Raw genomic sequence first — 25,331 nt, forward strand, 5'->3', positions numbered from 1 at the left:
CGGACGGTTCAATATCGACAAAAGGGGCACGCGTCGCCGTGTACGACACCATGCCGAGGGACGAAGAGCGATGACCGAATACGAGCGTTCCCGCGCGATGCCCGCGCTGCCCGAGCACGTCTTCGACCAGGCGGCGAACATCGGCCGGCTCGACAGCTGGCTGCCGGACGCACTGCACGTCCACGCCGAGGCCCCGCCCGCCGTCACCGTCCACGAGGACCGGACCGACCAGGACACCCCTGCCCTCCTGCGGTCCCGCCAGGACCGGATGCGCCTCGAGTGGGGCACCCGCGACGACGGCAGCTACACCGGCTGGCTCCAGGTCGAGGAGACGGGCAGCGGCATCAGCGAGGTGACCGTGCACCTCTCCTTCGCCGACGACGAGCACGACCCGGGCGAGACGGCGGCACAGGAAGCCCTCGACCGAAGCCTGGAGCGCCTCGAGGAGCAGGTACGGCTGCGGGTCGACAACGCGGGCGGCTGACGTACGGCACCCGCAGCGCCGGGTCAGTCCCCGTCGCGCAGGGCGAAGGTCGTGAGGACCGCCGCATGGTCCGACGGCCAGTCGTTGTCGGCGACGTCCGGCCAGGCCCGCGGGACGCCGGTCACGACGGTGCGGGAGTCGACCACTGCCAGCCCTCGTCCGTTGTGCAGGACGTAGTCGATCCGGTCCTGAGGTTCCGGGAGGGCGGGGTCGTTCTCGTGCCGGGGGTGGATAGGGGACCAGGTGTGGCCCGGGTCGCGCACCGGATCGGGCCGGGCCTCGCGGTACGAGTCGCGCAGACCGGCCTCCTCGGCCGCCCCGGTCACCGGCCACGCCACGTCGGGCCGGTCCAGGTGGGAGGGGCAGTTGAAGTCCCCGGTGAGGATCACGGGCCGCTCGCCGGCACCCGACTCGGCGATCTGCCGCAAGGCCTCCCGCATCTGGGCGAGCCGTAGCTCCTCGTGCGCGATCAGCTCCTTCGGCGGCAGCCCGTCGAAGGCGGCTTCGTAGGGTCCGTACGGCGTGTAGTGGAGGTGTGCCGTCCATACGTCCACCTCGTGCGCTCGGCCGATGCGCAGGCGTACGCCCGCCGCCCCGTAGAAACCGACGTCGGGGTCGCCGAGGCGGGCCGTGATCGGGTGGCGGCTGATGACGCCGAGGTTCTCGCCGGCCTGGTGATGGTGCCAGCCCAGCGCGTCGGCGAGCTCCCGGGCCGCCGTACCGGCCGTCTCCTGCAGGCCCACCACGTCGGCCTCGGTGTCCAGGATGACCTTGAGCTGTTTGGCGCGGTGGTCGTCGACCTTCGCGCCGCCGTACCAGAGGTTCCAGCTCATGACGCGCAGCCGGGGGCCGACGAGCGCACGCAGCCGGGCCGGGGTCACCTCCTCGAGGCTGGCCACGACCGTCCGCCCGGGTGCCGCGTCGATGGGGGCCAGCGACGGCACCGCCAGGACCGCGCACCCGGCCGCCTCCGCGGAGCTGACGCCGGTGGGCGTGTCCTCGACGGCCACGCAGCGGGCCGGGTCGACGCCGAGGGCCCGGCTGGCGGCGAGGTACGGGTCGGGGGCGGGTTTGGTGAGTGGCGTGTCGTCCGCGGTGACGGACACCAGGAAGCGGTCGGCGCCGAGCGCGGCCAGCACACTGTCGGCGACCGTGCGGGGGGAGGCGGTGACCAGGGCGGTCGGCACACCTTCGCGGGCGAGCGCGTCGAGAAGGTCGAGGGCACCGGGGCGCGGCACGATGCCGGTGCGGACACGGTCGGTGAACTCGCGGTGCAGGCGGTCGGTCAACCCCGGGACCGGCCGCCCGGTGATCCGGCCGAGCCAGGCGGCGGTGTGCTCGACCGGTCTGCCGAGCACCTCCGGCTGATCCGCTTCGGTCAGTGGCCTGCCGAGGCCCGAGGCGATGTCCTGCACCGCCTCCCACCACAGCCGCTCGGTGTCGACGAGCGTGCCGTCCATGTCGAACAGGACGGCCTGGAGCGGGGGTTGGGTCACGGCTTCTTCTTTCGCATGGGGGGATTTGCTACGAGGAAATGGTGGGCGTGCCTCACGCCGCTCGCTCGGCGACCAGGACCGGCCGCTCGGGCAGCGACACCCGTACGGCGGATCCCGCGCCCAGCGTGGCGGCCTCGTGGGTGGGCAGGTCGGCCTTCACCTCCGTGCCGTCGGCCAGTCGCACGGTGACGCGGATGGCCGCGCCGAGGAACGCGGTGGCGATCACCCGGGCGTCGCCGTTGTCGTCCGCGGTGACGTGCACGGCCTCCGGTCGCACCAGCACGTCCACCTCCGCCGTCGCGGGAAGGGTGCCCTCGGCGGGCAGCCGCAGCCCGAGGACCTCGACCGTCTCTCCGGACAGCCGCCCGGGAATCCGGCTCATCGTGCCGACGAACTCGGCTACGAAGGCGGTGGCCGGACGGCCGTACAACTCGGCCGGTTCGGCGCACTGTTCGAGCCTGCCCGCATGCATCACGGCGACCCGGTCCGCGACGGACAGGGCCTCCTCCTGATCGTGCGTCACGAACAGGGTGGTGATGCCGAGTTCCTGCTGCAGCCGCCGGATCTCCTCGCGCAGCGTCAGCCGCACCTTGGCGTCGAGCGCGGACAGCGGTTCGTCCAGCAGGAGCACCCGCGGACGCAGCGCGAGTGCGCGGGCGAGCGCGATGCGCTGCTGCTGCCCGCCGGAGAGCTGGTGCGGGAACCGGTCGCCCTTGTCGGCGAGCCCGACCAGCTCCAGCAACTCGGCGGCACGGGAACGGCGTTCGGCCGTACGCACCTTCCGCATCCGCAGCCCGAAGGCGACGTTGTCGAGGGCGTTGAGATGCGGGAAGAGGCTGTACGACTGGAAGACCATCCCGGCGTCCCGGCGGTGGGCCGGCACCTGGGTGACATCCTCGCCGTCGACCAGCACCGCACCGGAGTCGGGGTGTTCGAACCCGGCGAGCATGCGCAGCGCGGTGGTCTTGCCGCAGCCGGACGGGCCGAGCAGCGCCAGGAACTCACCCGGCCGCACGGTCAGGTCGAGTCCGTCCAGGGCGACGGTCGCCCCGAACTCCCGGCGCAGGCCGCGGAATTCGACCGTGGCGGCCTTCTCCGCGGTGGTCTTCTCGAGCGTGGTGACGGTCATGGTTTCATCCCCGGGACGAAGCGGTACGGGTCCGCCCGCCGACACCGGCGAGCGCGAGCAGCAGGGCCCATGTGACGAGCAGGCTGAGCACGGACACGGCGACGGACAGCTGGGCCTGCGAGCCGCCGACGCTGTAGATCCACACGGCGAACGGCTGGAAGCCGAGCAGCTGGGCCACGGTGAACTCGCCGAGCACCAGGGCGAGCGTGAGGAAGGAGGCGTTCAGCAGCGCCCCGCGCAGGTTGGGCAGCACGGTCCGCACGAGAGCCTGCGGCCAGCTCGCGCCGCAGCTGCGGGCGGCCTCCACGAGCGTCCGCACGTCGATCGCGCGCAGCCCGGCGTCCAGCGAACGGTGCACGAACGGCAGCGCCATCACGACGTACGCCATGACCAGCACGAAGGGGAAGCTCGGGTTCTGGACCGCTACGAACGTCTCGAACAGCGGGGTCCGCGACAGGTACTCGGGGCCCCACTTCAGGACGGTCGAGATCCCGGCGACGAACGCGATCGGCGGGACGACCAGCGGCAGTTGGCAGATCACCTCGACCACCGGCCGCAGCCGGGGCGCGCCCAGCCGCAGCGCCACCATGGCGGGCACCATCAGCAGCAGCACGATCGCGATGGTCGCGAGCGCCAGCTCCAGCGAGAGCAGCAGGCTGGAGACGAAGCCGTCGGTGGAGATGATCTGCGAGTAGGCGTCGAAGGTGACGCCCTGCCCGGGCACGTCCACGGTGAAGACCACGGACGCGGCCAGCGGCACCAGGAAGTACAGCGCGGCGAGGCCGAGGACGACCCACCGCCACGGGTTCAGGCGAGCCATCGCGTACTCCGTCGTTGCAGGGGCAGATACACGGCCATCACGAGGCCCGCGACCAGGACCATGTCGAGGCTGAGCGCGAGCGCCACGTTCTCCTGGCCGACGAGCACGTTGCCGGAGATGGCGTCGGCGATCTGCAGGGTGACCAGCGGGACCGAACTGCCCACCATCGCCGCGGCGGTGGCGTAGGCGGCGAACGCGCTACCGAAGAGCAGCACGAACCCGCCCAGCAGCGAGGGCAGCAGCACGGGCAGGGCGACGTGCAGCCAGTACTGCACGGCCGTGGCCCCGTTGTTCTGCGCAGCCTCCCGCCACTGGGAGCGCAGGCCCTCCAGCGCCGGCATGATCGTGAGCACCATCAACGGGATCAGGAAGTACAGATAGACGATGACCAGGCCCCAGAAGCTGTAGAGATCCCAGCCCTTGTCCGTGAGGCCCAGGTGCCGTGTCAGCACACCGGCGTTGCCGAGCGTGGCGACGAAGGCGAATGCCAGCGGGATGCCGCCGAAGTTGGCGAGCACACCGGACGCGGTGAGCGCGGCGTTGCGCAGTGCCTGGAACCGGGAGGTGACCACGACCTGCGCGAGCGGCAGCCCGAGCACAGTGCCGATGCCCGCGGAGACCGCGGACAGCTTCACGCTGCCGAGCAGGGCGGTCAGGTAGGCGCCGTGCAGCGATGTCGTCAGGTTCTCGGCGCTGTACGAACTGGCGCCCGTGGCCTGGTCCTTGATGCTGAACGCACCGTTCAGCATGGCGATCGCCGGGACCCCGAAGGCGATCGCGGTGAACACGAGCAGCGGGACGACGGCGAGCCAGCCGGGGGCACGGCGCCGCCGCTTCGCCGAAGCGACCGGCGGCGCCACGTCCACGCCCGTGAGGGTGGCCGTCATCCGGAGACGGCCTTCGCCCAGCCCTGCGCGATGACCGTCTTGGCCTTGCTCTGCTGGGCCTCGGTCGGGAAGGACGGCGTACCGGAGACCTTCGGCAGCTTGGCGGCCGCGGTCTTGTCGAGCGTGCCGGCCTTCTCCATGGCCGTCATCAGCGCCGGACGGGCGTACCCCTTGAGCCACAGGTTCTGGCCCTCGGTGCTGTACAGGTACTCCTGCCACAGACGGGCGGCCGCCGGGTGCGGGGCGTCCTTGTTGATGGCCTGGGAGTAGTACTGGGAGAACTGGCCGTCGCTCGGGACCGACACCTTCCAGTCGACGCCCTTGGACTTGAACTCGTCGGCGTAACCGGCGTTCAGGTAGTCCCAGTCGATGCTGATCGGCGTCTCGCCCTTCTCGACGGTCGCCGGAGTCGACTCGACGGGCGTGTAGTTGCCGTTCTTCTTCAGCTTGGCGAAGAAGTCCAGACCGGGCTGGATGTTGTCGAAGGAGCCACCGTTGGCGAGCGCGGCCGCGTACACACCACCGAAGGCCGAACCCGACTTGGTGGGGTTCCCGTTGAGCGCGACCTGCCCCTTGTACTGCGGCTTGAGCAGGTCCGCGAAGGTCGTCGGACAGGCCTTCACACGCTTGGCGTCGCAGCCGATCGAGATGTAGCCGCCGTAGTCGTTGTACCAGCGCGCCTTCGGGTCCTTCTGGCCGGTGGGGATGTCCGCGTACGAGGCGACCTTGTACGGCGCGAGCAGGCCCTGCTGGGCGGCGCTGAGCGCGAAGGAGGAGCCGAGGTCGAGGACGTCGGGCGCGCGGTCCTGGCCCTTGCGGGAGGTGACGGCGTTGATCTCGTCCTGGCTGGAGCCGTCCGGGTTCTCGACCTGGATCTTGATGCCGTACTTCTTCGTGAAGCCGTCGATCAGCGCGCCGTAGTTGGCCCAGTCGCGGGGCAGCGCGATGGCGTGCAGCGTGCCCTCCTTCTTGGCCGCCTTCACCAGCGCGTCCATACCGCCGAAGTCGGCGGCGGAGGTGGCGGTGGCGGCGTTCTTGCCGTCGGCGGTCGTCGACGCGTTGTCGGGAGCGGCGCCGCAGGCACTCAGGGCGAGCGCGGCTACGACGGCGAGGGAGCCGGTCAGGACGGCTGTTCTCGGCTGGGACACGGTGACTCCAGAAGGGGTGCAGGGGACGCACAAGAGGCGGCAACTTGTCTGAACAAGTTGGCCTCAGTAATGCTGTCTGTGGTGACGCGTTCGTAAACAGTGGCGAAATTGTGACCTCCCAATCCCTGCACAGTTCGGGGTAAGCGCAGTCACCCGCCGGTCTCGATTAGGGTGGTCACGCTGTGCACAGCTGCCGACTCGGAGGGAAACGGTGCCGACGCGACACGAGGAGATCGCCGACGAACTGCGGCGGGCGATCGACCGCGAGGAGTACACGGTGGGCGGCAGGCTGCCCTCCGAGTCCGAACTCGCCACCCACTACGGCGTCTCCCGCGGCACGGTCCGCCAGGCCGTCGCGGCCCTGACCGCCGAGGGCCTCATCGGCTCCCGACAGGGCGCCCGCCGTGTCGTCCTGGCCAGCCGCCGCAGCCAGAGCTTCGCCGAACTGCGCAGCTTCGCCCAGTGGGCGCGCGCCATGGGCCGGGAGGCGACCGGGCGCGTCGTGGCGCAGGAGTACCTGCCCGCCACCGCGCAGGACGCCGCCCGGCTCCAACTGCGCGAGGGCACAAGGGTGTTGCACGTCCTGCGGGTGCGCGGCCTGGACGGCGAACCGGTCCTGGTGGAGCGCACCGTGTACGCCGACTGGATCTCACCCGCCGTCGAGCTCATCGACCCCGATGCCGCGTCCGTCACCCAGCTGCTGTTCGAGAGCACGGGCCTGGTCTTCGCATACGGAGAACACGTCATCGACGCCGTCGCGGCCAGCGCCCAGGACGCGGACCTGCTCGGCATCCGCCGCACCAGCCCTCTGCTGCGGGTCCGCCGCGTGACCACGACCCGCGAGGGACGCCCGGTGGAGTGGTCGGACGACCGCTACCGCTCGGACGCCGTGAGCTTCAGCGTGCACAACTCCATCGACAACAACGCGCTGGCCCGCAAGACGGCCGAGTGACGCGTCAGGGAAGCGTCGGGGAGGTCCGACCGCCCGTGACGCGCAGGAGGTCCAGCTTGCCCGCGTCGCTGCTCCCGGCCGCCGCCGTGTAGGTGACCATCCGCAGGTCCGCACCCGGTACGACGAGGACGTCGCAGTCGAGCACGATGTCACCGACCTCGGGGTGCTCGACGGTCTTACGGTCGCTGGTGTGCTGGGAGGCCGTAGCCGTGACCCAGTAGTCGGCGAAGGCAGGAGACGCGTCTCTCAAGTTCTCCACCAGGCGGGCCAGTCGGACGTCGGCGGGGTAACGGGACACGGCGTGCTTGAGGTCGGCGACGATCGACGCGGCGAAGGCGTCGTCCTCTCGCTCGGAGCGGAACGGACGCAGCGCGGCGTGTGCGGGTCCGTCGCCGAACACGGCGCGGGCGAGGTTGCGTTCGGCGACCGGCAGCGTCTCGGGATCCCCGTGCAGGGCGCACCACATGGCGTTCCACCACACCAGGCTCCAGTCGGCGGAGAACACCCCGATGGGGACGTCGGCCAGGCGTGCGGTGAGCCGCTGGACGCCCGGAGGCACGTGCGTGTGGATCGTGGCGTCCCGCGGCGGCAGCAGCCCGGCGCTCCGGTAGAGCTCGTCGCGTTCGGTCCGCGAGAGCTGCAGGGCCCGGGCGAGGGCGCCGACGACCTGGGCCGACGGGTGCTGTGCGCGCCCCTGCTCCAGGCGCAGTACGTAGTCGACGGAGAGGCCGGCCAGCTGTGCGAGCTCCTCACGACGCAGCCCCGGGGCGCGCCGACCGGCCGTGGCGGTGAAGCCGGCGTCGGCGGGGGAGAGCCGGTCGCGCCAGGCGTGCAGGAGCGAGCCGAAGTCGGAGCGGGAGGCAGCCATACGGCCATTGTCGTCACCCGTGCCCGCATCAGCCTGGGTACTGCCGGTCCTACCGTCGCGGGCGGCCCTGGCTGCCGGGGCGGAGAGAGACGAGCGTGGGTGGCGCACCGCTCTCATCGGATTCCGACCGGCGAAGGAGCCGTACATGCAGTCCACCATCGTGATGACGGGTGCCGGCCGCGGAATCGGCCGTATCGCAGCGGAGCGCATCCTGCGTGACTCGCCGGACACGCACCTCCTCGTCGTGGCCCGCGGCTCCTCCGGTCCGCAACTGGCCGCCGAACTGGGTGCGACAGCCGGGCGGAAGGTCACGCATGTCACGGCAGACCTCCGGTCACTCGAGAGCGTCCGCTCGGCGGCCGGCGAGATCGGTGACCGGCTCGACCGCGGTGAACTGCCGCCCCTGCACGGCTTCGTGGGCAACGCGGGCATCCAGTACACGAACGCGCTCACTGAGACACCCGAAGGCCACGAGGCCACATTCGCCGTCAACGTCCTGGCCAACCACCTGCTCGTCCGCCGACTCCAGGAGCGCTTCGCCCGCCCCGCCCGGATCGTGATCACCGTCAGCGACACCCACTTCGGCGACTTCCGGCACAACCTGGGCATGGTCCCCGGCCCGGCCTGGCGCGCCCCCGACACTCTCGCCCGCCCGGGCGCCTTCCCCGAGCCGCACACCACGGCCGCCGGTCGCACCGCGTACTCGACGAGCAAACTGGCCGCCATCCATCTCGTCCACGAGTACGCACGCCGTCTGCCCGCCGGCATCGACGCCGTTGCCTACAACCCCGGCTTCGTTCCCGGCACCGATCTGGCCCGCCACGCGGACGCCCTCTCCCGCTTCGCGATGCGCCGCATCCTGCCGGTGCTCACCCTCACCCCGTTCGCCACCCCCCGTACGGCCGCTGGCCGGCACCTCGCCGACCTGGTCCTCGGCACGCTCTGCGCGCCGACCGGTTCCTACGTCGACCGAGCGCGGGTGGCTCGGTCCTCGGCGGAGTCGTACGACCCGGAGCGTGAGGGTGAACTCTGGGACGCCGCCGAACGGTTGGTAGGCTCTCCCGCCTGATCATGGACTGGACAGGGGGTTCCATGCGGAACAAGGCCGCCGTGGTGACGACCGCGCTGACGTGCCTGTTGACGGGAGCAGCCGCATCGGGATGTGGCGCCGGGGGCACCGCTGACGAGAGGTCCGCCGAGGAGATGTTCGACGACGCCAACGACGCGATGAGCGGGCTGAAGTCGGTGCGGATCGAGTTCACCAGCAACCCGGCGAAGGGCGGTACCGTCACCACCCGCCTCGTGACCGACCTCGGCAACCGGTGCAGAGCCAAGATGAGTTGGTCCGAAGGCGGAAGTCTCGAGCAGATCCGGATCGGCGACACGGACTACGTCCGCCCGGACCGCGTCTACCTCCAGAAGTGGAGCGGCGACACGAACGTCAGCAGTGAACAGAAGCTGTGGACGAAGTCGCCCGTCGACGAGGCGAAGGACAGCGAACAGGGTCTCGTCTCCTGTGAATGGCCCTTCGGCTCCTTCGGCACGGCGACGAAGGGCGAGACGACCCGCATCGACGGCAGGGACGCTCTCGCGCTGATCGTGACCGACAAGCAGGACAAGGGCGGCACGTACACGTTCTATGTGGCCACCGACGGCAAGCCGTACCTCCTCAGGACGGTCTACAAGGGAGCCAGGTACCGCACCACCACCTCATTCCGCGACTTCGACGAACCGCTGGACGTCCAGGCCCCGAAGCCCGCCGAGGTGCTGGACGTGCCGGGTCTCACCGACTGACCGGGCGAGCCAGCAGATGGGTGACGTGTTCCCGTACGACATCCCACACCGCGGCGGGCAGTGAGCCGATGGCCGTGCCCCTCAGCGCGCCGATCGCCTCCTCGCTCCCGTCGGCGCAGGCGACGTCGGCCGTGAGTACGTCGTAGCCGTCGCGGACGGCCACATGAAGGCGGTTGCGGCCTTCGTCGTCGGTGCGCACCGCGGCGGCGACGACGAACGGCGGGGGTCCGCCCGCCTCGCCGGGCAGCTTGCGGTAGCTGCTGGTGAGCGGTTCGCGCCAGTGGAGGCTGAGCAGCAGATGGCGCTTGGCCAGGACTTCGGCGAGGTCGGTCTCGTAGACCCGGTCCTGGTCGAGCACTGTCGCCCGGGCGTCCAGCACCAGGGCGGCGGGCAGCAGACAGCGCAGTGTGCTGCCGACGAGGTTGCCGCCGACCGTGGCCGTGCGGCGGACGGCTCCGGTGCCCACCGTGGCGGCCGCCTGTGCGAGGACCTCGGGCACGCGGTCGTCGATCCGGTTCAGCACGACGGCGGAACCGAGCGTCCCGCGCGCGATGACGTTGGCCTCCGGGAGGTTGCGCAGCGACATGGCCTGCGCGGGAAAACCGTCCTGTTGCCAGCCCGCCCAGACGAGCGTCGCCCCGCCGATGGGCACCGCTCCCTCCGCCATGCACTCCTGCGCTTCGGACACGGACTCGGGCAGACGTAGCAGCACGGGAGCCGACCTGCTTTCTCGACGAGTTGGAGCTGAGGTGCACGACGACCCGGCCACGAGACCGTCGACCTGGCGCATTTTCACCGTCTGCGTGGAGGCGCGTACAGGGCTCACTTCTCCGCCTCGTGCGCCCCCCGCGCAGTCGGCGCTCCGGATCTCTGGGGGAGGATGGGGGAGTCCGGACGGGAGAGGTGCCGTAGCGATGAGGGCTGGTGGGGACGTGCAGCGCAACGAGTCCGCGCTGATGGTGCGGCACGCGCCGAGCGAAGCCGCGACCGCGGCGATCGTGACGCTGCACGGCGGGCGCGAGGTGAGCCGCCGGGCGGCTCGCCCTTGGCAGCCGGCCGCGCTCCGTATGCACCCGGTTCTGCGGGCCGCCGCGGCGGCCTCGCCCGGGGACGTCCTGCTCGGGCAGGTCCGCTACCGGTACCAGGGCTGGAACGACAGCGATCCCGCCCAGGACGCACTGCGGGCGCTCGACGAACTCGAGCGGATGGTCGGCGACGTGCCCACCATCCTCGTGGGGCACTCGATGGGCGCGAGAGCGGCCCTGCGTGCCGCGTCGCACCCGCTGGTGCACGGTGTGCTCGCCCTGGCACCGTGGTGTCCGCCCCAGGACTCCGCCGCCCATCTCGGCGGTGTGCTGATGGTGGTCGTGCAGGGTGACCGCGACCGCGTGACGTCTCCCGCCGAATCGGCGGACTACGTGCGCCGGGCCCGGGCCGCCGGGGCCCAGGCCGGCATGGTCGTGGTCAAGGGCGGAGACCACGCGATGCTCCGCCGAAGCGGCGACTGGCACCGGGCCACGGGCGAGATCGTCGCGCAGATACTGCAGCCTGATCCGGACGCGCAGGGGCTGGCCGCGAAGGCCTGCGCGGCGGACGGCACGATCGACCTCTAGCCGGACCCGAGGGGTGCCGAGCGGGATGCACCCGAGTCGCGGCCTCCCACCTCTCGTGCGAGCCTGAATTCATGATCAGGTGACCGCCCTGCCGCCTGCCCGTCCGGGGGAGGGCATGGACGGGTGGCCGTCGGGCGGTAACGCTCGAAAGGAGTGGGCCACATGATTCCTGTCACCGCGTCGCCTGTGCGTATCGAGGCGTTTCTCGATCCCCGGCTGTCCAGATGGCTGTGGCTGGTGAAGTGGCTCCTCGCGATCCCGCACTACATCGTGCTGTTCTTCTTGTGGATCGCGTTTGTCTTCGTGACCGTCGTCGCCTTCTTCGCCATTCTCTTCACCGGCCGCTACCCCCGATCACTCTTCGACTTCAATGTCGGCGTAATGCGCTGGAACTGGCGTGTCAGCTACTACGCCCACACCGCGCTCGGCACCGACCGCTACCCTCCATTCACCCTGGCGGACGTGCCCGACTACCCGGCGCATTTCGACGTCGCCCATCCCGAGCGTCTCTCCCGCGGTCTGGTCCTGGTGAAGTGGTGGTTGCTGGTGATCCCGCAGTACATCGTCGTCGGCATTTTCGTCGGTGGCTGGGGCTGGGGAGAGGGGGACGGCTGGCGTGGCGGCGGTCTGATCCCCTTCCTCTCACTGGTCGCTGTGATCATCCTGGCGTTCACCGCCCGTTACCCGGTTCACCTCTTCGACTTCCTGCTGGGCCTGGCACGCTGGACCGCTCGGGTGGCTGCCTATGCCGCACTGATGACGGATCAGTACCCGCCGTTCCGCCTCGACCCGGGCGGCCAGGACTCCCCGGTCCGCGTCACCGACCGGGCGTGAGCAGCTCGCTCAGACGAGTGCCCTGGCCCCAGCGCCTGAGCGAGGAGCCGTCGAGCAGGCAGGTCTTGCCCTGACGCCGGGCCCAACGGATGTCACGGTCTCGGAAAGTGCCGCGGTGCACGACCAGTTGAAGATGCGGAGCGGTGTCCGTGCCGTGCCACTGAGTGTGCGGCACGTCCTCGTCGGGGAGGGGCTCCGCGACCGGCCGGAAGGCCACGTCGAGCTGCCGGCCGCTGCTGTCCCGGGCGCAGAGCCGCGGCCGGTCCGGCGCGGGCAGCAGCCGTACGCGCCACCCGTCCCGGCGCAGCATCCGGGCCACGGCCAACGCGAGTCCCTCGGTGTCGAGTTCGAGCAGCTCGCCGGGGTCGTAGTAGCCGAGCCGCCGGCGTGCCGCCGGACGTCGGCGCCGGACTCCCAGCACGACGAGGAGGACCAGAAGGGCGAGTCCTCCGAGGGGAAAGCCGATTCCGAGTGCTCGATAGCCCGCGGCGAGTACGGCGACCACCGAGCACCAGGCGGCACACACTCCGGCGAGCGCCGGCAGTACGTCGCGCAACCCGGGCCCGTGGCGTCCCTGTGCTTGCAGGGACGCCACGGTGTGCCGCCGCTGTGATCGGTGTGACGGAAAGGGGCTGGAAGTCCACCATCCGCGCGCCACAGTGCCGGCCCCCCCAACGCAGTCCGCTTCGCCCTATGCGCAGGGATACCCAGTGGGCAGAGGGCGGGCCGAGCGGGGGAACGGATCCGGCCACACGCGCCGTCGCCGGGAGGGAGCCGGAATCAGCACGCCCCCTCGTCCTGCCACGGACCCCAGTCCGTCGCGGCCGGCGCCTCGTTCTGCGTCCACCACTTGGCCTTCCAGTTGTGCTTGTTGTACGAGACCTCGTCACCCGCGGTGTACACCGAGCTCGAACTCCAGGCGGCCTTGCACCCGGTGGGCGTCGGAGTCGGTGTGGGGGTCGGGGTGGGCGTCGAGGTCGGCGGGGTGGCGCCCGCGAACTTCACCGAATACTTCGCGAAGTCCCAGGCGTTCTGCGCCACGCTGGAGCAAGTGCCCGATGTGCGGCCGCCGTTGTCGGGCGGCGTGCACTGGCGGTCGCGGTTGAGGGACCAGAAGGTGAAGCGGTCCATGTTGTGGCTGGTGGCGTAGTCCAGCACGGTCTGGAAGTCGGCCTGGGTGAAGATCTCGCCGGTGTCGCTGCGCCCGTTCATGCCGGAGAAGCCCTCATGGGCATAGGCCGTCGCCTGGTCCCAGCCGAACGTCGACTGCAGGATGGCGTTGAAGTTGGTCAGCGCGCTGGTCTGCGAGGACGCGCCGTTGAAGCCGCCGTCGAACGGCATGATGGAGAAGTTGTTCGGCGTGAAGCCCTGCGACTTCGCCTCCAGCAGCATCTGCTTGCCGAACCAGCCGGTGCCGTCCGCCGTGCCGGCCGTCGTGACGGAGACGTACAGCCCGGGGTTGTTCTGCTGGAGTATCTTCGCGGCGCCGATCTCGTTCTTGATCGCCGCCGTGTTCTCGTACTCCGGCTCCTCCAGGTCGAAGTCGATCGCGTGGAGGCCGTACTTGGTGATGACCTGCTGGTACGCGGCCGCCGTCGCCGCCGCGTCCGAGCAGGTCTGGCCGAGCTTCGTGCCGCCGTAGCCGCCGATGGAGACGGACACGTCGCCGCCCTTGGCACGGATGCCGTCGATGACGGACTGCACGGCGGTGTCCGAGGAGACCGGAGTCGTGCCGCCCCAAGTGGGCGAGCAGCCACCGCCGTTGGGGGCGAGGACGAAGGCGAGCTGGAAGGCCTTGAGGCCGGTGGCGTCCATGATGGCGGCCGGGTCCGGCGGGTCGTTGTCCAGTGGCATCAGATAGGGGGCCGCCGCGTACCAGCGGTTGTCGAGCGCGGTGGTGGCGCCCGAGGCGTTGCCCGCTACCAGGGCTGTGGTGCCCGCGGCGGTGAGTCCGACGGCGGCGGCTGCGCCCAGACATGCACGAAGACGTCTCACGGTGTGCCTCCGGTGGGGGTGGGGGAGTGCCCCAGCTTCCCGCCGAGCTTGTGGCATGTCCACGCTCTGGACTAGACCAGACGGCTTCTTGGTCTAGACCATACGGTTCCTTTGCGATGCCACTGTCCGTGCAGGTGGTGGGGCTTGTGTGTTACGGCCGATGTGCGGTATTTCGTGACTCGTGACCTATTACGACCTCGGCAGCCACGGCCGACGCGTGACGACCTCGTCCCCCGAAGCGCAGTCGTGGTTCGACCGCGGACTGAACTGGACCTACGCCTTCAACCACGAAGAGGCCGTCCGCTGCTTCGAGGCCGCCGCCGCGGCGGACCCCGACTGCGCCATGGCCGACTGGGGCATCGCCTACGCCCTCGGCCCCAACTACAACAAGCCCTGGGAGTTCTTCGACGAGCAGGACCTGGCGCGGACGGTGGAGCGCACGCACGCGGCCGTCCGGCGCGCCCAGGCGAAGGCCGCCGCTGCCACCCCGGTCGAGCAGGCTCTCATCGACGCCTTGAGCGCCCGCTATCCGCAGCACCGGGCCCCGGCCGTCGAGGAGTGCTCGGTGTGGAACATCGCCTACGCCGACAGCATGCGAGCCGTCCACGGACTGGTTCCCGACGATCTCGACGTGGCCACCCTGTACGCCGACGCCCTGATGAACCTCACCCCCTGGCAGCTGTGGGACCTCCGCACGGGCAAACCGGCTTCCGGCGCGCGCACCGTCGAGGCCAGGGCCGCGCTGGAGCGAGCACTCGCCACGGAAGCAGGCGGACGGCACCCGGGCCTGCTCCACATGTACATCCACCTGATGGAGATGTCCCCGACCCCCGAGATCGCCCTGCCCGCCGGTGAACGGCTGCGCGGTCTCGTGCCGGACGCCGGACATCTGCAGCACATGCCGTCCCATCTCGAAGTGCTCTGCGGCGACTACCGCCGAGTCGTCTCCGACAACACCGCGGCGATCGAAGTCGACGAGAAGTTCCACGCCCAGGCCGGGGCGATGAACTTCTACACCCTCTACCGGTGCCACAACCTCCACTTCAAGATCTACGGTGCGATGTTCCTCGGCCGTTTCCAGGACGCGATCGAGACCGTGCACCGGCTCGAAGCCGCCGTGCCCGAGGACCTGATGCGCGTGCAGAGCCCGCCCATGGCCGACTGGCTGGAGGGCTTCCTCGCGATGCGGGTGCACGTGCTCATCCGCTTCGGCCGCTGGGACGACATCCTCGCCCTTCCGCTGCCCGCCGACGCGCGGCTGTACTGCGTGACCACGGCGATGCTGCACTACGCGCGCGGCGTCGCGCTCTCGGCCACGGGCCGCATCGACGAGGCCGAGGCCGAGCGCGAACTCTTCCGTGCCGCGGTCGCCCGGGTCCCCGACACACGCATGCTGTTCAACAACACCTGCGCGGACATCCTGGCGATCGCCGCCGAGATGCTGGACGGCGAGCTCGACTACCGCAAGGGCAACCACGAAGCGGCGTTCGCCGCCCTGCGCCGGTCGATCGAACTCGACGACGGCCTGCCGTACGACGAGCCGTGGGGCTGGATGCAGCCCACCCGCCATGCGTACGGCGCACTGCTCCTGGAACAGGGCCTGGTCGCCGAGGCCGAGGCCGTCTACCGCGCCGACCTGGGCCTGGACGCCACCCTGCCGCGCGCCCAGCAGCATCCGGGCAACGTCTGGTCCCTGCACGGCTTCCACGAGTGCCTCGTACGGCTCGGCAAGGACGGCGAGGCGCAGATCGTGGCCCAGCAGCTGAAGCTGGCCACCGCCACGGCGGACGTACCGATCGAGGCGTCCTGCTTCTGCCGTATGGAGACCGCCCAGGGTTCAGCGACGAAGGACGACTGCTGCACCGGCGAGGACTGAACGCAGTGCGTCAGCCGGGGACGGTCACCAGGACGCGGCCCCGGCCCCCGGCGTCGACCCGTTCGTGCGCCTTGGCGATGTCCGCCAGCTGGTAGAGGTCACCGACCTCGACGGTGAGGGCGCCGACCGCGGCCGCCGCGGTGAGGTCGCGCGCCGCCTGCCGCTTCGCCTCGGCCGGAACGTCGTCGCTGCCGATCAGACGCAGCGCGACGTTGTTGAACAACAGCGTCCAGAAGGGCAGTTCGGTCCGGTCGGCGCCCGTCGCATAGGCGGCGACGACCGCCTCGTTAGCGACGACCGCGTTGTCCAGGTCGGCGTTGTCCGACAGCGACACCTCGACGACCCGCTGCACGCCCCCGGGCGCGTACACGCGAATCGCAGCGGCCGGGTCGCCGGTGTCGAGGGCAACCGCATGGGACACGACGGCCGGGTCGACGCGTTCGAGATCCGCGGTGCGCCGGACGGTGGCGAGCACGGTGGCCCCGCCCCAGCGGGCGAGCTGCGCCGCGATCGACCCGACCCCGCCGAGCACACCGTGCACCAGCACCAGCTTTCCGTCGACCGGACCGTCTGCGAACACCGCACGGTGGGCGGTGATCCCGGGGATGCCGAGGCTCGCCCCGAGCGCGTCACCGAGGTGGCCCGGCAGCGGCACGGCCAGTTCGTCGGGTAGGACGGTGTACTGCGCGGCGGTGCCGAACGGCCGGTAGGACTGCGCGCCGTACACCCACACCCGCTGCCCGACGCGGCGCGCGTCCACGCCCTCGCCGACCGCGTCGACGACTCCGGCCGCGTCACTGTGCGGGATCACCCGCGGGAAGGGCATCGAGGAGCCGAGCCAGCCGCGCCGCTTCTTGGTGTCACCGGGATTGATGCCGGACACGGCCACACGAACACGGACCTCGCCGGGACCGGGGCTGGGATCGGGCAGTTCGCCGACGCGCAGCACGTCGGCGGCCGGACCCTGTTCGTCGTACCAGGACGCAAGCATCGAAGACCTCCGTGGACATCGAACGTGGACATCAAACCGATGCAGACGTCGAACGACGTCGGTTCAGACCCGCACCGCGGACCCGCGTTCACTCATTCGCGGCGCACACAGCACCCGCTTCTTCCGCACCCGCTTCCCCTCGATCGCCGCGACGGTGAGCCGCGCCGCCTCCGCCGCGATCTCGGTCAGCCCCCAGTCCACCGTGGTCAGCGGCGGGGTGAGCACCCGCGACACCGGATGGTCGTCGAAGCCGACCACGGAGACGTCCCTGCCCACCGTCAGCGAGGCCTCCGCCGCGGCCGCGTACACCCCGTACGCCAGCGAGTCGGAGAAGCAGAACACGGCGGTCGTGGGGTGCGCACCGTCCAGCACACGGCGCGCGACTGCCGTCGCCTCGCCCAACTCCTGGGGGCAGGGCACCAGTTCGGCCCGCAGGCCGAGCCGGTCGGCCGCCTCGCGCACATACACGTCGGCGGGGCGGTCCGGAGTGCTCGGGCGGGTCGGGGTCAGCACGGTCACCCGGCGGTGGCCCAGACGGTGGAGATACTCCAGTACGGCGTCGATGCCGGCCCGGTTGTCGAAGATGACCTGGCCGGCCGTGCGTGCCCGGCTCAGCGAGTCACCGACGGCCACCACCGGCAGCGCCTCGGCGATCGCGGCCCAGCCCTTGGCGGAGGGGTCCACGGGGGACACCAGCAGCGCGTCGACCCGTTGGTCGCGCAGCTGCTTGGCGAGGACCAGCTCGCGGTCGGGGTCGCCGCCCGCGTCCAGGATCAGGGCGTAGCGGTCGCCGGCCAGCAGCTCCCGTCCGATGGCGGCCATCAGCTGCTGCTGCCACAGGTCCTGCAGGTCGCCCGCGAGGACGCCGACCATGCTGGTACGGCCGCTGGCCAGGGCGCGGGCGATGGGATCGGCCTCGTAGCCGAGCTCGGCCGCGGTCCTGCGCACCCGTTCCTCGGTCTCCTTGGAGACGTGTTTGCCGCGCAGGGCGTAGGAGACGGCTGCGGTGGAGAGGCCCGTGGCCTCGGCCACCTCCCTGAGGGTGGTGCGCTTGTTGGGCCTGGCCATGCCGGGAAGCCTACCGGGGCGTGCGCACGTTGTGGGCTCGCCGCCCCGTACGCGGTCCGGAGCCATGCTTGACACACCCTCTTGTTAAGCGGTTAAGTTAACCGTATCAGTGAACCGCTTAACCTCTGCACTCCCCGGGATCGCCGCGTGCCCACCGACGTCCACCAGCACCTCTGGCCGCCCGCCTTCGTCGAGCAGCTGCGCTCCCGCACGACACCCCCGTTCCTCGACGGCTGGACCCTGCACCTGACGGGCGAACCGCCCTACGACGTAGACCCGGCCGACCACGACATCGCGGCCCGCACCCGCCTCGCCGCATCCGACGGCCTCGAACTGGCCCTGATCTCCCTCTCCAGTCCTCTCGGCATCGAGTACCTGCCGCCCGCCGAGGCCGCCCCGCTGCTGGCCGCGTTCCACGACGGCGCCCTCGCCCTCCCGGCCCCCTTCGGCGTCTGGGCCTCCCCCTGCCTGTCGGCACCGGACCCCGAAGCCGTGGAACGCGAACTCCACCGGGGCTGCGTCGGCCTCCAACTCCCCACCACAGCCCTCCTGGACGCGGACGGCTGGGCCCACTGCGCTCCCCTCCTCGACGTCCTCACGCACCACGACAAGCCCCTGTTCGTCCACCCCGGCGCGGCTCCGCCGACCCCCGACGCCCCGCCGTGGTGGCCGGCCCTCGTCCCCTACCTCCAGCAGCTGCACGCGTCCTGGTTCGCCTTCCGCGCCTTCGGCCGCGCCCGCCACCCACGTCTGCGGATCTGCTTCGCCGCCCTCGCGGGCCTCGCCCCGCTGCACGGTGAGCGGCTCGCCGTCCGCGGCGGCGGACGGGGCGAGATCGACTTCGACGTGTTCTACGAGACCTCCTCCTACGGCACGCGGGCCGTCGACGCGCTCGTCCGTGCCGTCGGCATCGACGTGGTCGTCAGCGGCAGCGACCGCCCCTACGCACCCCTGGTCGTCCCCGACCTCGGCGCGGACGCCGCCGTCCACGCCCTGCGCACCGCCAACCCCGCGCGCCTGCTGCACGGCCGAACCTGAGCCGTGCCCGTGGCGGACCCAGCCCGAAAGGAGCCACTCATGACGTACGAGTCCCTGCCCGAGCGCACCCTCGACAAGCGCGAACTCCAGGCGCTCGTAGCGGACTTGGCCGCCCGCCCCGACCTCTGGCGGGCGCACGTCGCCTTCTCCGACCACGAGCGGCACTACGTCTCCCTGCACCGCGACGAATACGTCGATGTCTGGCTGCTGTGCTGGACCCGGCAGAACGACACCGGCTGGCACGACCACGACATCTCCGCGGGCGCCGTCGGAGTGGTCCAGGGCGCGCTCCACGAGTCCAGCCCGCGCATCGGCGGCAGCCATGTCTCCGTGACCGTCGACGCCGGCGAGTCCTTCTGCTTCGGCCCCGAGCACATCCACCGGCTCATCGGCGCGAGCGACGACGCGGTGTCGATCCACGCCTACTCGCCGCCGCTGTGGCGCCTCGGCCAGTACGACATCACCGAGGACGGCCTGATGCGACGGCTCTCCATCTCGTACGCCGACGAGCTGCGGCCCCTGGAGATGCGGCCGCCCGAGGCGGCACGGCAGTGATCGTGTGCCGCGTGGGGCCCTCGCTCAGCGCGGCGGGGCGGTCGTGCCCCGGACGACGAGCCGGGGATCGATGACCTGTTCACCGGCGGGCGTCTCGTCGCCCTCCAGTCGTGCGACGGCCCGGGCGACCGCGAGCCCGGCGAGGCGGGCGATGTCCTGGCCGACGGTGGTGAGGTCGATGTGGGCCAGGCGGGCCAGATGGCTGTCGTCGAAGCCGACCACGGAGATGTCGGCGGGGACCGGGATCCCGGAGCGGAGACACGTGCGCGGAGTAGCGCCGCCAAACCCGCTCTGACCTCCGCGAACGGAACGCGTTCGGCGCACAAAGATGCGCGAGTTCGTCGTTGACCGGCGATCCGCGGCAGGGACAGGGTGAAGGAGCCACATCGGATTCCGATCAGCCGCTTTCGGTCACCGAAACGCGTGCAGGAGGCCGTGATGCTCCACACCCACACCCGCGACCACACCGCGCTCCCGGAAAGCCCCGCACCGGCGGACTACGGCGAACTGACCTTCCAGCGCTGCCTCTGGTGCGGCACCCCGGCCTACCGCCGCTCGTTCTGCCGCGCCTGTGGGTCCCGGGCCTTCGCACCCGAGCGCAGTGCGGGCGTCGGGGTGATCGTCCGCCGTTACGGCCACACCGCCCCGCACAACACCTGGATCGTCGCGATGGACGAGGGCTTCAACCTCGTCTGCGAGGTGAGCAGGACGGCCCCGGCCGCCGTCGCCATCGGCGCAAGAGTGCGTGTCGTACGGGCCGTCGCCGCCGTCGGCCAGGGCCTTCCCGTCGTCGAACTCACCCGCCCGGAACCGCCGTTGGAGCGCTGGTGGTGACGGGCGGGCGCGGCGCGCTGGAAGGGCTGCGCGTCGCCGACTTCTCCAGGGTTCTCGCGGGGCCGTACGCCACCATGCTCCTCGCCGATCTCGGCGCCGACGTGGTGAAGGTGGAGCGGCCGGGCATCGGGGACGAGACCCGGGCCTGGCACCCTCCGGCGGACCGGGACGGCACGTCGACGTATTTCCTGAGCGTCAACCGGAACAAGAGATCCGTCGTCCTGGACCTCACGACAGAGACCGGCCTCGAACAGGCCCGCGCCCTGATCGCCGAGTCAGACGTCCTGGTGGAGAACTTCCGCCCCGGCACGATGGAACGGCTGGGCCTCGGCCACCGCGAACTCCTCGCCCGGCACCCGGGGTTGGTCTACTGCTCGATCAGCGGCTTCGGCAGCGGCGCGGGCGCGGCGATCCCCGGCTACGACCTGCTCGTGCAGGCCGTCGGCGGTCTGATGAGCGTCACCGGGGACGCGGCCGGAGACCCGACGAAGGCGGGTGTGGCCCTGGTCGACGTGATCACCGGCCTGCACGCCTCGCTCGGCATCCTCGCCGCCCTGCGGCACCGGGACGCCACGGGGGAGGGCCAGCGCGTCGAGGTCAACCTGCTCGGCTCCCTGCTGTCGGCCATGGTCAACCAGGCCTCGGCGTTCGCCGTCGCCGGAGTGGTCCCCGGCCGGCTGGGCAACGCGCACCCGAGCATCGCCCCGTACGAGACCTTCCCGACCGCCGACCGCCCGATCGCGATCGCGGTGGGCAACGACCGGCAGTTCGCGGCACTCGCCGAAGCCGTCGGGGACCCCGGCCTCGCCCTCGACAACCGCTTCCGCACCAACGCCGACCGGGTCGCCCATCGTCCCGAACTCCGGGACATCCTCGCCGAACGGCTGGGCGCCGCCGGGGCCGACCACTGGTCGGCCGTCCTGCTGGCCGTGGGCGTGCCCGCAGGACCGGTCAACACCCTCGACGAGGCCTTCGCCTTCGCCCACAAGCTCGGCCTCCCCGGCATCGTCGACATGCCCGCCGACGGGCCAGAGGGCAGCCCCTCCCGGCAGGTCGCGCACCCCATCGCACTGAGCGCCACACCGGCGCAGTACCGCCTGCCACCGCCGAGCCTGGGCGGGCACACCGCGGAGATTCTCCACCGCTCCGACGACCAGGCCTGAGCGCCGAGGCGGCCCGTCACCCGACCGTTCCCGACGCACACATCGACCACCGAACGACCGAATCACCGCAACCTCCAGGAGCTCACGATGAGCGGCGCCAAGCCGATGAAGGACCCTCTCGACCTGATCGACCTCGCCTCCACCCTCAGCGACGAGGAACGCGAGATCCAGGCCACCGTCGCCAGGTTCCTCGCCGACCGGGTGCGCCCGCACATCGGCGAATGGTTCGAGAACGCCCACTTCGCCCGCGAACTCGCCCCGGAACTGGGCAAGTTGGGCGTGCTGGGCATGCACCTCGAAGGCTACGGCTGCGCGGGCACCAACGCCGTGTCCTACGGTCTCGCCTGCCTGGAGCTGGAAGCCGCCGACTCGGGCTTCCGCAGCTTCGTCTCCGTACAGGGCTCGCTGTCGATGTTCTCCATCTGGAAGTGGGGTTCCGAGGAACAGAAGCAGGAGTGGCTGCCCCGGCTCGCCGCCGGCGAGGCGATCGGCTGCTTCGGCCTGACCGAGCCCGACTTCGGCAGCAATCCCTCCGGAATGCGCACCAGGGCAGTGCGCGACGGCGCCGACTGGATCCTGAACGGCTCCAAGATGTGGATCACCAACGGCTCCATCGCCGATGTGGCCACCGTCTGGGCGCAGACCGAGGACGGCATCCGCGGCTTCCTCGTGCCGCGCGGCACGCCCGGCTTCACCACCCAGGACATCAAGCAGAAGTTGTCGCTGCGCGCCTCGATCACCTCCGAGCTGTCCTTCGACGACGTACGGCTGCCCGATTCGGCGCGGCTGCCGCATGCGCAGGGCCTGCGCGGACCGCTGTCCTGCCTGAACGAGGCCCGCTTCGGCATCCTCTTCGGCGCCGTCGGCGCGGCCCGTGACTCCCTTCAGGCTGCCATCGAGTACGCCGACTCCCGGGTGCAGTTCGACAAGCCGATCAGCGCCTTCCAGCTCACCCAGAAGAAGCTCGCCGACATGACCGTGTCCATGGGCAGCGCCGCACTGCTCGCCGTCCACCTGGGCCGGCTCAAGGACCAGCACCGCATCAGGCCCGAGCAGATCAGCGTCGGCAAGCTCAACAACGTCCGCGAAGCGCTCGCCATCGCCCGCGAGTGCCGCACCGTCCTCGGCGCCAGTGGAATCTCCCTGGAGTACTCGCCGCTGCGCCACGCCAACAACCTGGAGTCCGTCCTCACCTACGAGGGCACCAGCGAGATGCACACCCTGGTGGTCGGGCAGGCCCTCACCGGCCAGGCGGCCTTCCGCTGACCCCGCATCCCCGCGGCGAGGGGCGCGGTCGGCAACCGATCAGTTTCGGAGAAGCCGCCGAGGCTGCGGATCCCTAGCATGAAGTGGTCCGCAGCAAGCCGCGTACGGGAGGAACCCGCGATGAAGCGCACCCAGACGTCCGCCAAGAGCAGCAGCGCGAGCGGCGAGAAGTACGACGGGTTCACGGACGAGGAGCGGGGCGCGATGAAGGAACGCGCCCAGGAGCTGAAGGCCGCTGCGCGCCGCGGCTCGCGTGCGGGCAAGGCGGACGCGGAGGGCGAGGTGCTCGCGAAGATCGCAGAGATGCCGGAAGCGGACCGCGTCCTCGCCGAGCGGATCCACGCCATCGTCAAAGCCGGCGCGCCGGACCTCTCCCCGAAGCTCTGGTACGGGATGCCCGCCTACGCCAGGAACGGCAAGGTCGTCTGCTTCTTCCAGAGCGCGCAGAAGTTCAAGTCGAGGTACGCCACCCTCGGCTTCAGCGACCTGGCGAACCTCGACGAGGGCGCCATGTGGCCGACGTCCTTCGCCGTGACGGAGCTGACCCCGGCCGACGAGGAACGCATCGGCGCACTCATCAAGAAGGCGGCGGGCTGAGACCGGCTGCTCATCAGGCCGCCCGGTAGCTGAAGAACCCCTGTCCCGACTTACGGCCCAGCAGACCCGACTCGACCATGCGGCGCAGCAGCGGGGGAGGGGCGTACAGCGGTTCCCGGTACTCCTCGTACAGCGCCTCGCCTATGGCCGCCACCGTGTCCAGGCCGATGAGATCGGCCAGACGCAGCGGACCCATCGGGTGCGCACAGCCCGCGGTCATCCCCGTGTCGATGTCCTCCGCGGTCGCCGTGCCGGTGCCGACCATGCGTACGGCGGCCAACAGGTAGGGCACCAGAAGCGAGTTGACGACGAAGCCCGCGCGGTCCTGCGCCACGATCGTCCTCTTGCCCAGGACCTCGCCGGCGAAGGCCCGCACCCGCAGTTCCGTGGCCTTCGACGTGTGCAGCGAGGAGACGACCTCGACCAGCGGCATGACGGGTACGGGGTTGAAGAAGTGCAGGCCGACCACCATTTCCGGCCGCCCGGTCGCCGCCGCGAGCCGGGCGATGGGGATCGAGGAGGTGTTGCTGGCCAGCACGGCGGCCGGGTCGGCGACCACCTTGTCCAGCTGCCGGAACAGCTCCGTCTTGGCCTGCTCGTCCTCCACGGCGGCCTCGACGACCAGGTCCGCACCGGAGAGCTGGGAAAGATCGCCGGTGACCGAGATTCCGGCGAGGGCATGTGCGCGTTCCTCAGGGCTGATCGCGCCACGCTGTTCGGCCTTGAGCAGGGAGTCCGCCACGCCCGCCAGTCCGGCACGGGCCCGGTCCTCGGTCACGTCGCACAGCGTGACGTGCAGTCCGGCGCGGGCGCAGACCTCGGTGATGCCCCGGCCCATCTGCCCGGCGCCGACGACGCCCACGTGGTTGATCGATGTCATGCGTTCCTCCGCCTGTGACAGTGCGTTCGGCTATGGCATGGCGTTTGCCTACGGCAGTGCGTTTCGGCGCACGGACATGCGCCGATCGGTCGTCGACCGCGGACCTGTGCGTGTACGGCCGCTCAGCCGACGGCGGCCGTGGCCGTGGCCGCCTCCCGCAGTCGGCGGATCACGCCGCGCACCGCGGGGGAGGTCTCCCCCTTGCGGTAGGCGCCGACCAGCCGGGTGGTGAGGGCCACGTCCGCCAGCGGGCGGTAGACCACTCCCGGGATCTGCACCCGCCGTAGCGAATCGGGGACCAGGGCCACTGCGAGACCGCCGCCGACCAGCGTCAGGGCGGCGATGAAATCCCGGACCGGGGCAGCGCACCGCGGGGTGAATCCCCCTTGCTCCGCGACCTCGAGGATCTGGTCGCGGCAGCCGTACTCCTCGTCGAAGTGCGGGGCCACGAACCACTCGTCGCACAGCTCCGCCGCCGGCACCGCCTCGTGCGCCGCCAGCGGTGCGCCGGCCGGCAGCGCCAGGACGACCTCCTCGGTGAGCAGACAGGTCGTCGTGACCTCGGGCGGGTACTCCGGCCGCCAGCGCAGGAAGCCGACGTCGATGTCCCCGCAGGCCAGCGCCTCCAGCTGGGCGGGAGTTTCCAACTCGCGTACCTGCACGGTCAGTTCGGTGCCCCGGGCCGCGCAGCGGGTGAGGACGTCGGTGAGCACTCCGGAGAACGCGGCCGAGGCGACGTAGGCGATCTGGGCGTGCCCCAGCTCCCCGCGGCCCGCACGCCGGCCCACCGCCTCGGCCCGGGCGGCCTGAGCGAGGGTGAGCCGCGCCTCCTCCAGGAACAGCTTGCCGGCGCTGGTGAGGGCGGGCCGGGTACGTCGTCCGCGGTCGATCAGGCGCACGCCGAGATGCGACTCCAGCGCCCTGACCTGCGCGCTCAGTGCCGAGGGAGCGAGATGCAGCCGGTCCGCCGCCCTCGCGAAGTGAAGCTCTTCCGCGACGGTGACGAACGATTCCAGCCAGCGCAGTTCCACCGGCTCCTCCGT

The 25,331-nt window shown here is 71.0% G+C and carries 27 protein-coding genes; 13 read left to right on the plus strand and 14 right to left on the minus strand.

All coding sequences use genetic code 11. The annotated features are described in order from the left end of the window. Positions 1-70 precede the first annotated feature (70 nt). Positions 71-484 (plus strand): SRPBCC family protein, encoded by a 414-nt coding sequence (locus ABZ880_RS14470; protein WP_361261322.1) that lies wholly within the window; start codon positions 71-73, stop codon positions 482-484. 23 nt (positions 485-507) lie between these two features. On the opposite strand, the gene ABZ880_RS14475 is transcribed toward ABZ880_RS14470, so the two are convergent. From ABZ880_RS14475 to ABZ880_RS14495, 5 genes are read right to left on the minus strand one after another with little or no spacing between them, the layout of a single operon-like run. Continuing rightward, positions 508-1,980: an HAD-IA family hydrolase gene (locus ABZ880_RS14475; RefSeq protein WP_361261324.1), complete on the minus strand. Its 1,473-nt coding sequence runs from the start codon at positions 1,978-1,980 to the stop codon at positions 508-510. Positions 1,981-2,032: 52 nt separating this feature from the next. Continuing rightward, complete coding sequence (locus tag ABZ880_RS14480; RefSeq protein WP_361261326.1) at positions 2,033-3,109, minus strand: ABC transporter ATP-binding protein; 1,077 nt, start codon at positions 3,107-3,109, stop codon at positions 2,033-2,035. A 4-nt stretch (positions 3,110-3,113) separates the two neighbouring features. Continuing rightward, complete coding sequence (locus ABZ880_RS14485; RefSeq protein WP_361261328.1) at positions 3,114-3,929, minus strand: ABC transporter permease subunit; 816 nt, start codon at positions 3,927-3,929, stop codon at positions 3,114-3,116. Then, positions 3,917-4,816 (minus strand): ABC transporter permease, encoded by a 900-nt coding sequence (locus tag ABZ880_RS14490; protein WP_361261330.1) that lies wholly within the window; start codon positions 4,814-4,816, stop codon positions 3,917-3,919. Before ABZ880_RS14490 ends, ABZ880_RS14485 begins: the two co-directional genes overlap by 13 nt. Further along, positions 4,813-5,964, minus strand: coding sequence for an extracellular solute-binding protein (locus ABZ880_RS14495; RefSeq protein WP_361261333.1), 1,152 nt, complete (start codon positions 5,962-5,964; stop codon positions 4,813-4,815). The genes ABZ880_RS14490 and ABZ880_RS14495 overlap by 4 nt, the downstream gene beginning before the upstream one ends. A 211-nt stretch (positions 5,965-6,175) precedes the next feature. On the opposite strand from ABZ880_RS14495, the gene ABZ880_RS14500 reads away from it, so the two are divergent. Further along, the gene (locus ABZ880_RS14500; RefSeq protein ID WP_361261335.1) at positions 6,176-6,916 is read left to right on the plus strand and encodes a GntR family transcriptional regulator; all 741 of its coding nucleotides are present in this window, start codon (positions 6,176-6,178) and stop codon (positions 6,914-6,916) included. Between the two features lie 4 nt (positions 6,917-6,920). Here ABZ880_RS14500 and ABZ880_RS14505 read toward each other — a convergent pair whose 3' ends face one another. Further along, positions 6,921-7,784, minus strand: a complete 864-nt coding sequence (locus ABZ880_RS14505; protein WP_361261338.1) for a helix-turn-helix transcriptional regulator — start codon at positions 7,782-7,784, stop codon at positions 6,921-6,923. A gap of 145 nt (positions 7,785-7,929) precedes the next feature. On the opposite strand from ABZ880_RS14505, the gene ABZ880_RS14510 reads away from it, so the two are divergent. Both ABZ880_RS14510 and ABZ880_RS14515 read left to right on the plus strand, forming a co-directional pair. Then, positions 7,930-8,853: an SDR family NAD(P)-dependent oxidoreductase gene (locus tag ABZ880_RS14510; protein WP_361261341.1), complete on the plus strand. Its 924-nt coding sequence runs from the start codon at positions 7,930-7,932 to the stop codon at positions 8,851-8,853. Between the two features lie 23 nt (positions 8,854-8,876). Further along, the gene (locus tag ABZ880_RS14515; RefSeq protein WP_361261344.1) at positions 8,877-9,578 is read left to right on the plus strand and encodes a hypothetical protein; all 702 of its coding nucleotides are present in this window, start codon (positions 8,877-8,879) and stop codon (positions 9,576-9,578) included. Here ABZ880_RS14515 and ABZ880_RS14520 read toward each other — a convergent pair. After that, positions 9,568-10,290, minus strand: coding sequence for an FAD binding domain-containing protein (locus ABZ880_RS14520; protein ID WP_361261347.1), 723 nt, complete (start codon positions 10,288-10,290; stop codon positions 9,568-9,570). The two genes, ABZ880_RS14515 and ABZ880_RS14520, sit on opposite strands and share 11 nt — an antisense overlap. A gap of 202 nt (positions 10,291-10,492) precedes the next feature. Between ABZ880_RS14520 and ABZ880_RS14525 the strand changes: the two genes are divergently transcribed. Together ABZ880_RS14525 and ABZ880_RS14530 are read left to right on the plus strand one after the other, a co-directional pair. Next, complete coding sequence (locus tag ABZ880_RS14525) at positions 10,493-11,191, plus strand: alpha/beta fold hydrolase (RefSeq protein WP_361261350.1); 699 nt, start codon at positions 10,493-10,495, stop codon at positions 11,189-11,191. A 162-nt stretch (positions 11,192-11,353) separates the two neighbouring features. Then, a complete protein-coding gene (locus tag ABZ880_RS14530; protein ID WP_361261837.1) occupies positions 11,354-12,025 on the plus strand; it encodes a DUF4389 domain-containing protein in 672 nt (223 codons plus the stop codon). Here ABZ880_RS14530 and ABZ880_RS14535 read toward each other — a convergent pair. Then, positions 12,009-12,581, minus strand: a complete 573-nt coding sequence (locus ABZ880_RS14535) for a hypothetical protein (RefSeq protein WP_361261353.1) — start codon at positions 12,579-12,581, stop codon at positions 12,009-12,011. The two genes, ABZ880_RS14530 and ABZ880_RS14535, sit on opposite strands and share 17 nt — an antisense overlap. Before the next feature lie 224 nt (positions 12,582-12,805). Next, positions 12,806-14,020: a chitinase gene (locus ABZ880_RS14540; protein WP_361261355.1), complete on the minus strand. Its 1,215-nt coding sequence runs from the start codon at positions 14,018-14,020 to the stop codon at positions 12,806-12,808. Positions 14,021-14,201: 181 nt separating this feature from the next. On the opposite strand from ABZ880_RS14540, the gene ABZ880_RS14545 reads away from it, so the two are divergent. Beyond that, the gene (locus tag ABZ880_RS14545; RefSeq protein WP_361261358.1) at positions 14,202-15,896 is read left to right on the plus strand and encodes a hypothetical protein; all 1,695 of its coding nucleotides are present in this window, start codon (positions 14,202-14,204) and stop codon (positions 15,894-15,896) included. 10 nt (positions 15,897-15,906) lie between these two features. Here ABZ880_RS14545 and ABZ880_RS14550 read toward each other — a convergent pair whose 3' ends face one another. Next, positions 15,907-16,887, minus strand: a complete 981-nt coding sequence (locus ABZ880_RS14550; protein WP_361261361.1) for an NADPH:quinone reductase — start codon at positions 16,885-16,887, stop codon at positions 15,907-15,909. Positions 16,888-16,950: 63 nt separating this feature from the next. Then, positions 16,951-17,955, minus strand: coding sequence for a LacI family DNA-binding transcriptional regulator (locus tag ABZ880_RS14555; protein ID WP_361261364.1), 1,005 nt, complete (start codon positions 17,953-17,955; stop codon positions 16,951-16,953). Between the two features lie 147 nt (positions 17,956-18,102). Between ABZ880_RS14555 and ABZ880_RS14560 the strand changes: the two genes are divergently transcribed. Both ABZ880_RS14560 and ABZ880_RS14565 read left to right on the plus strand, forming a co-directional pair. Next, entirely contained in the window at positions 18,103-18,993 is an 891-nt protein-coding gene (locus ABZ880_RS14560) for an amidohydrolase (protein WP_361261367.1), read from the plus strand. Positions 18,994-19,032: 39 nt separating this feature from the next. Next, the gene (locus ABZ880_RS14565) at positions 19,033-19,548 is read left to right on the plus strand and encodes a cysteine dioxygenase family protein (RefSeq protein ID WP_361261370.1); all 516 of its coding nucleotides are present in this window, start codon (positions 19,033-19,035) and stop codon (positions 19,546-19,548) included. A gap of 24 nt (positions 19,549-19,572) precedes the next feature. Here ABZ880_RS14565 and ABZ880_RS14570 read toward each other — a convergent pair whose 3' ends face one another. Continuing rightward, on the minus strand, positions 19,573-19,935 hold the full coding sequence (locus ABZ880_RS14570; RefSeq protein ID WP_361261373.1) for a substrate-binding domain-containing protein: 363 nt from the start codon (positions 19,933-19,935) through the stop codon (positions 19,573-19,575). Between the two features lie 51 nt (positions 19,936-19,986). Between ABZ880_RS14570 and ABZ880_RS14575 the strand changes: the two genes are divergently transcribed. From ABZ880_RS14575 to ABZ880_RS14590, 4 genes are all read left to right on the plus strand, one after another. Then, positions 19,987-20,382, plus strand: coding sequence for an OB-fold domain-containing protein (locus ABZ880_RS14575; RefSeq protein ID WP_361261376.1), 396 nt, complete (start codon positions 19,987-19,989; stop codon positions 20,380-20,382). Then, the gene (locus tag ABZ880_RS14580) at positions 20,379-21,545 is read left to right on the plus strand and encodes a CoA transferase (RefSeq protein ID WP_361261379.1); all 1,167 of its coding nucleotides are present in this window, start codon (positions 20,379-20,381) and stop codon (positions 21,543-21,545) included. Before ABZ880_RS14575 ends, ABZ880_RS14580 begins: the two co-directional genes overlap by 4 nt. An 87-nt stretch (positions 21,546-21,632) precedes the next feature. After that, a complete protein-coding gene (locus ABZ880_RS14585) occupies positions 21,633-22,811 on the plus strand; it encodes an acyl-CoA dehydrogenase family protein (RefSeq protein ID WP_361261382.1) in 1,179 nt (392 codons plus the stop codon). 120 nt (positions 22,812-22,931) lie between these two features. Beyond that, the gene (locus ABZ880_RS14590) at positions 22,932-23,408 is read left to right on the plus strand and encodes a DUF1801 domain-containing protein (protein ID WP_361261385.1); all 477 of its coding nucleotides are present in this window, start codon (positions 22,932-22,934) and stop codon (positions 23,406-23,408) included. 13 nt (positions 23,409-23,421) lie between these two features. Here the strand turns inward: ABZ880_RS14590 and ABZ880_RS14595 are convergent, their stop codons facing one another. Then, a complete protein-coding gene (locus tag ABZ880_RS14595) occupies positions 23,422-24,288 on the minus strand; it encodes a 3-hydroxybutyryl-CoA dehydrogenase (RefSeq protein ID WP_361261388.1) in 867 nt (288 codons plus the stop codon). A 122-nt stretch (positions 24,289-24,410) separates the two neighbouring features. Then, positions 24,411-25,319: a LysR substrate-binding domain-containing protein gene (locus ABZ880_RS14600; RefSeq protein ID WP_361261391.1), complete on the minus strand. Its 909-nt coding sequence runs from the start codon at positions 25,317-25,319 to the stop codon at positions 24,411-24,413. Between the last annotated feature and the right edge of the window lie 12 nt (positions 25,320-25,331).

The organism is Streptomyces sp. NPDC047043, assembly GCF_040644055.1.
Taxonomy (GTDB): domain Bacteria; phylum Actinomycetota; class Actinomycetes; order Streptomycetales; family Streptomycetaceae; genus Streptomyces.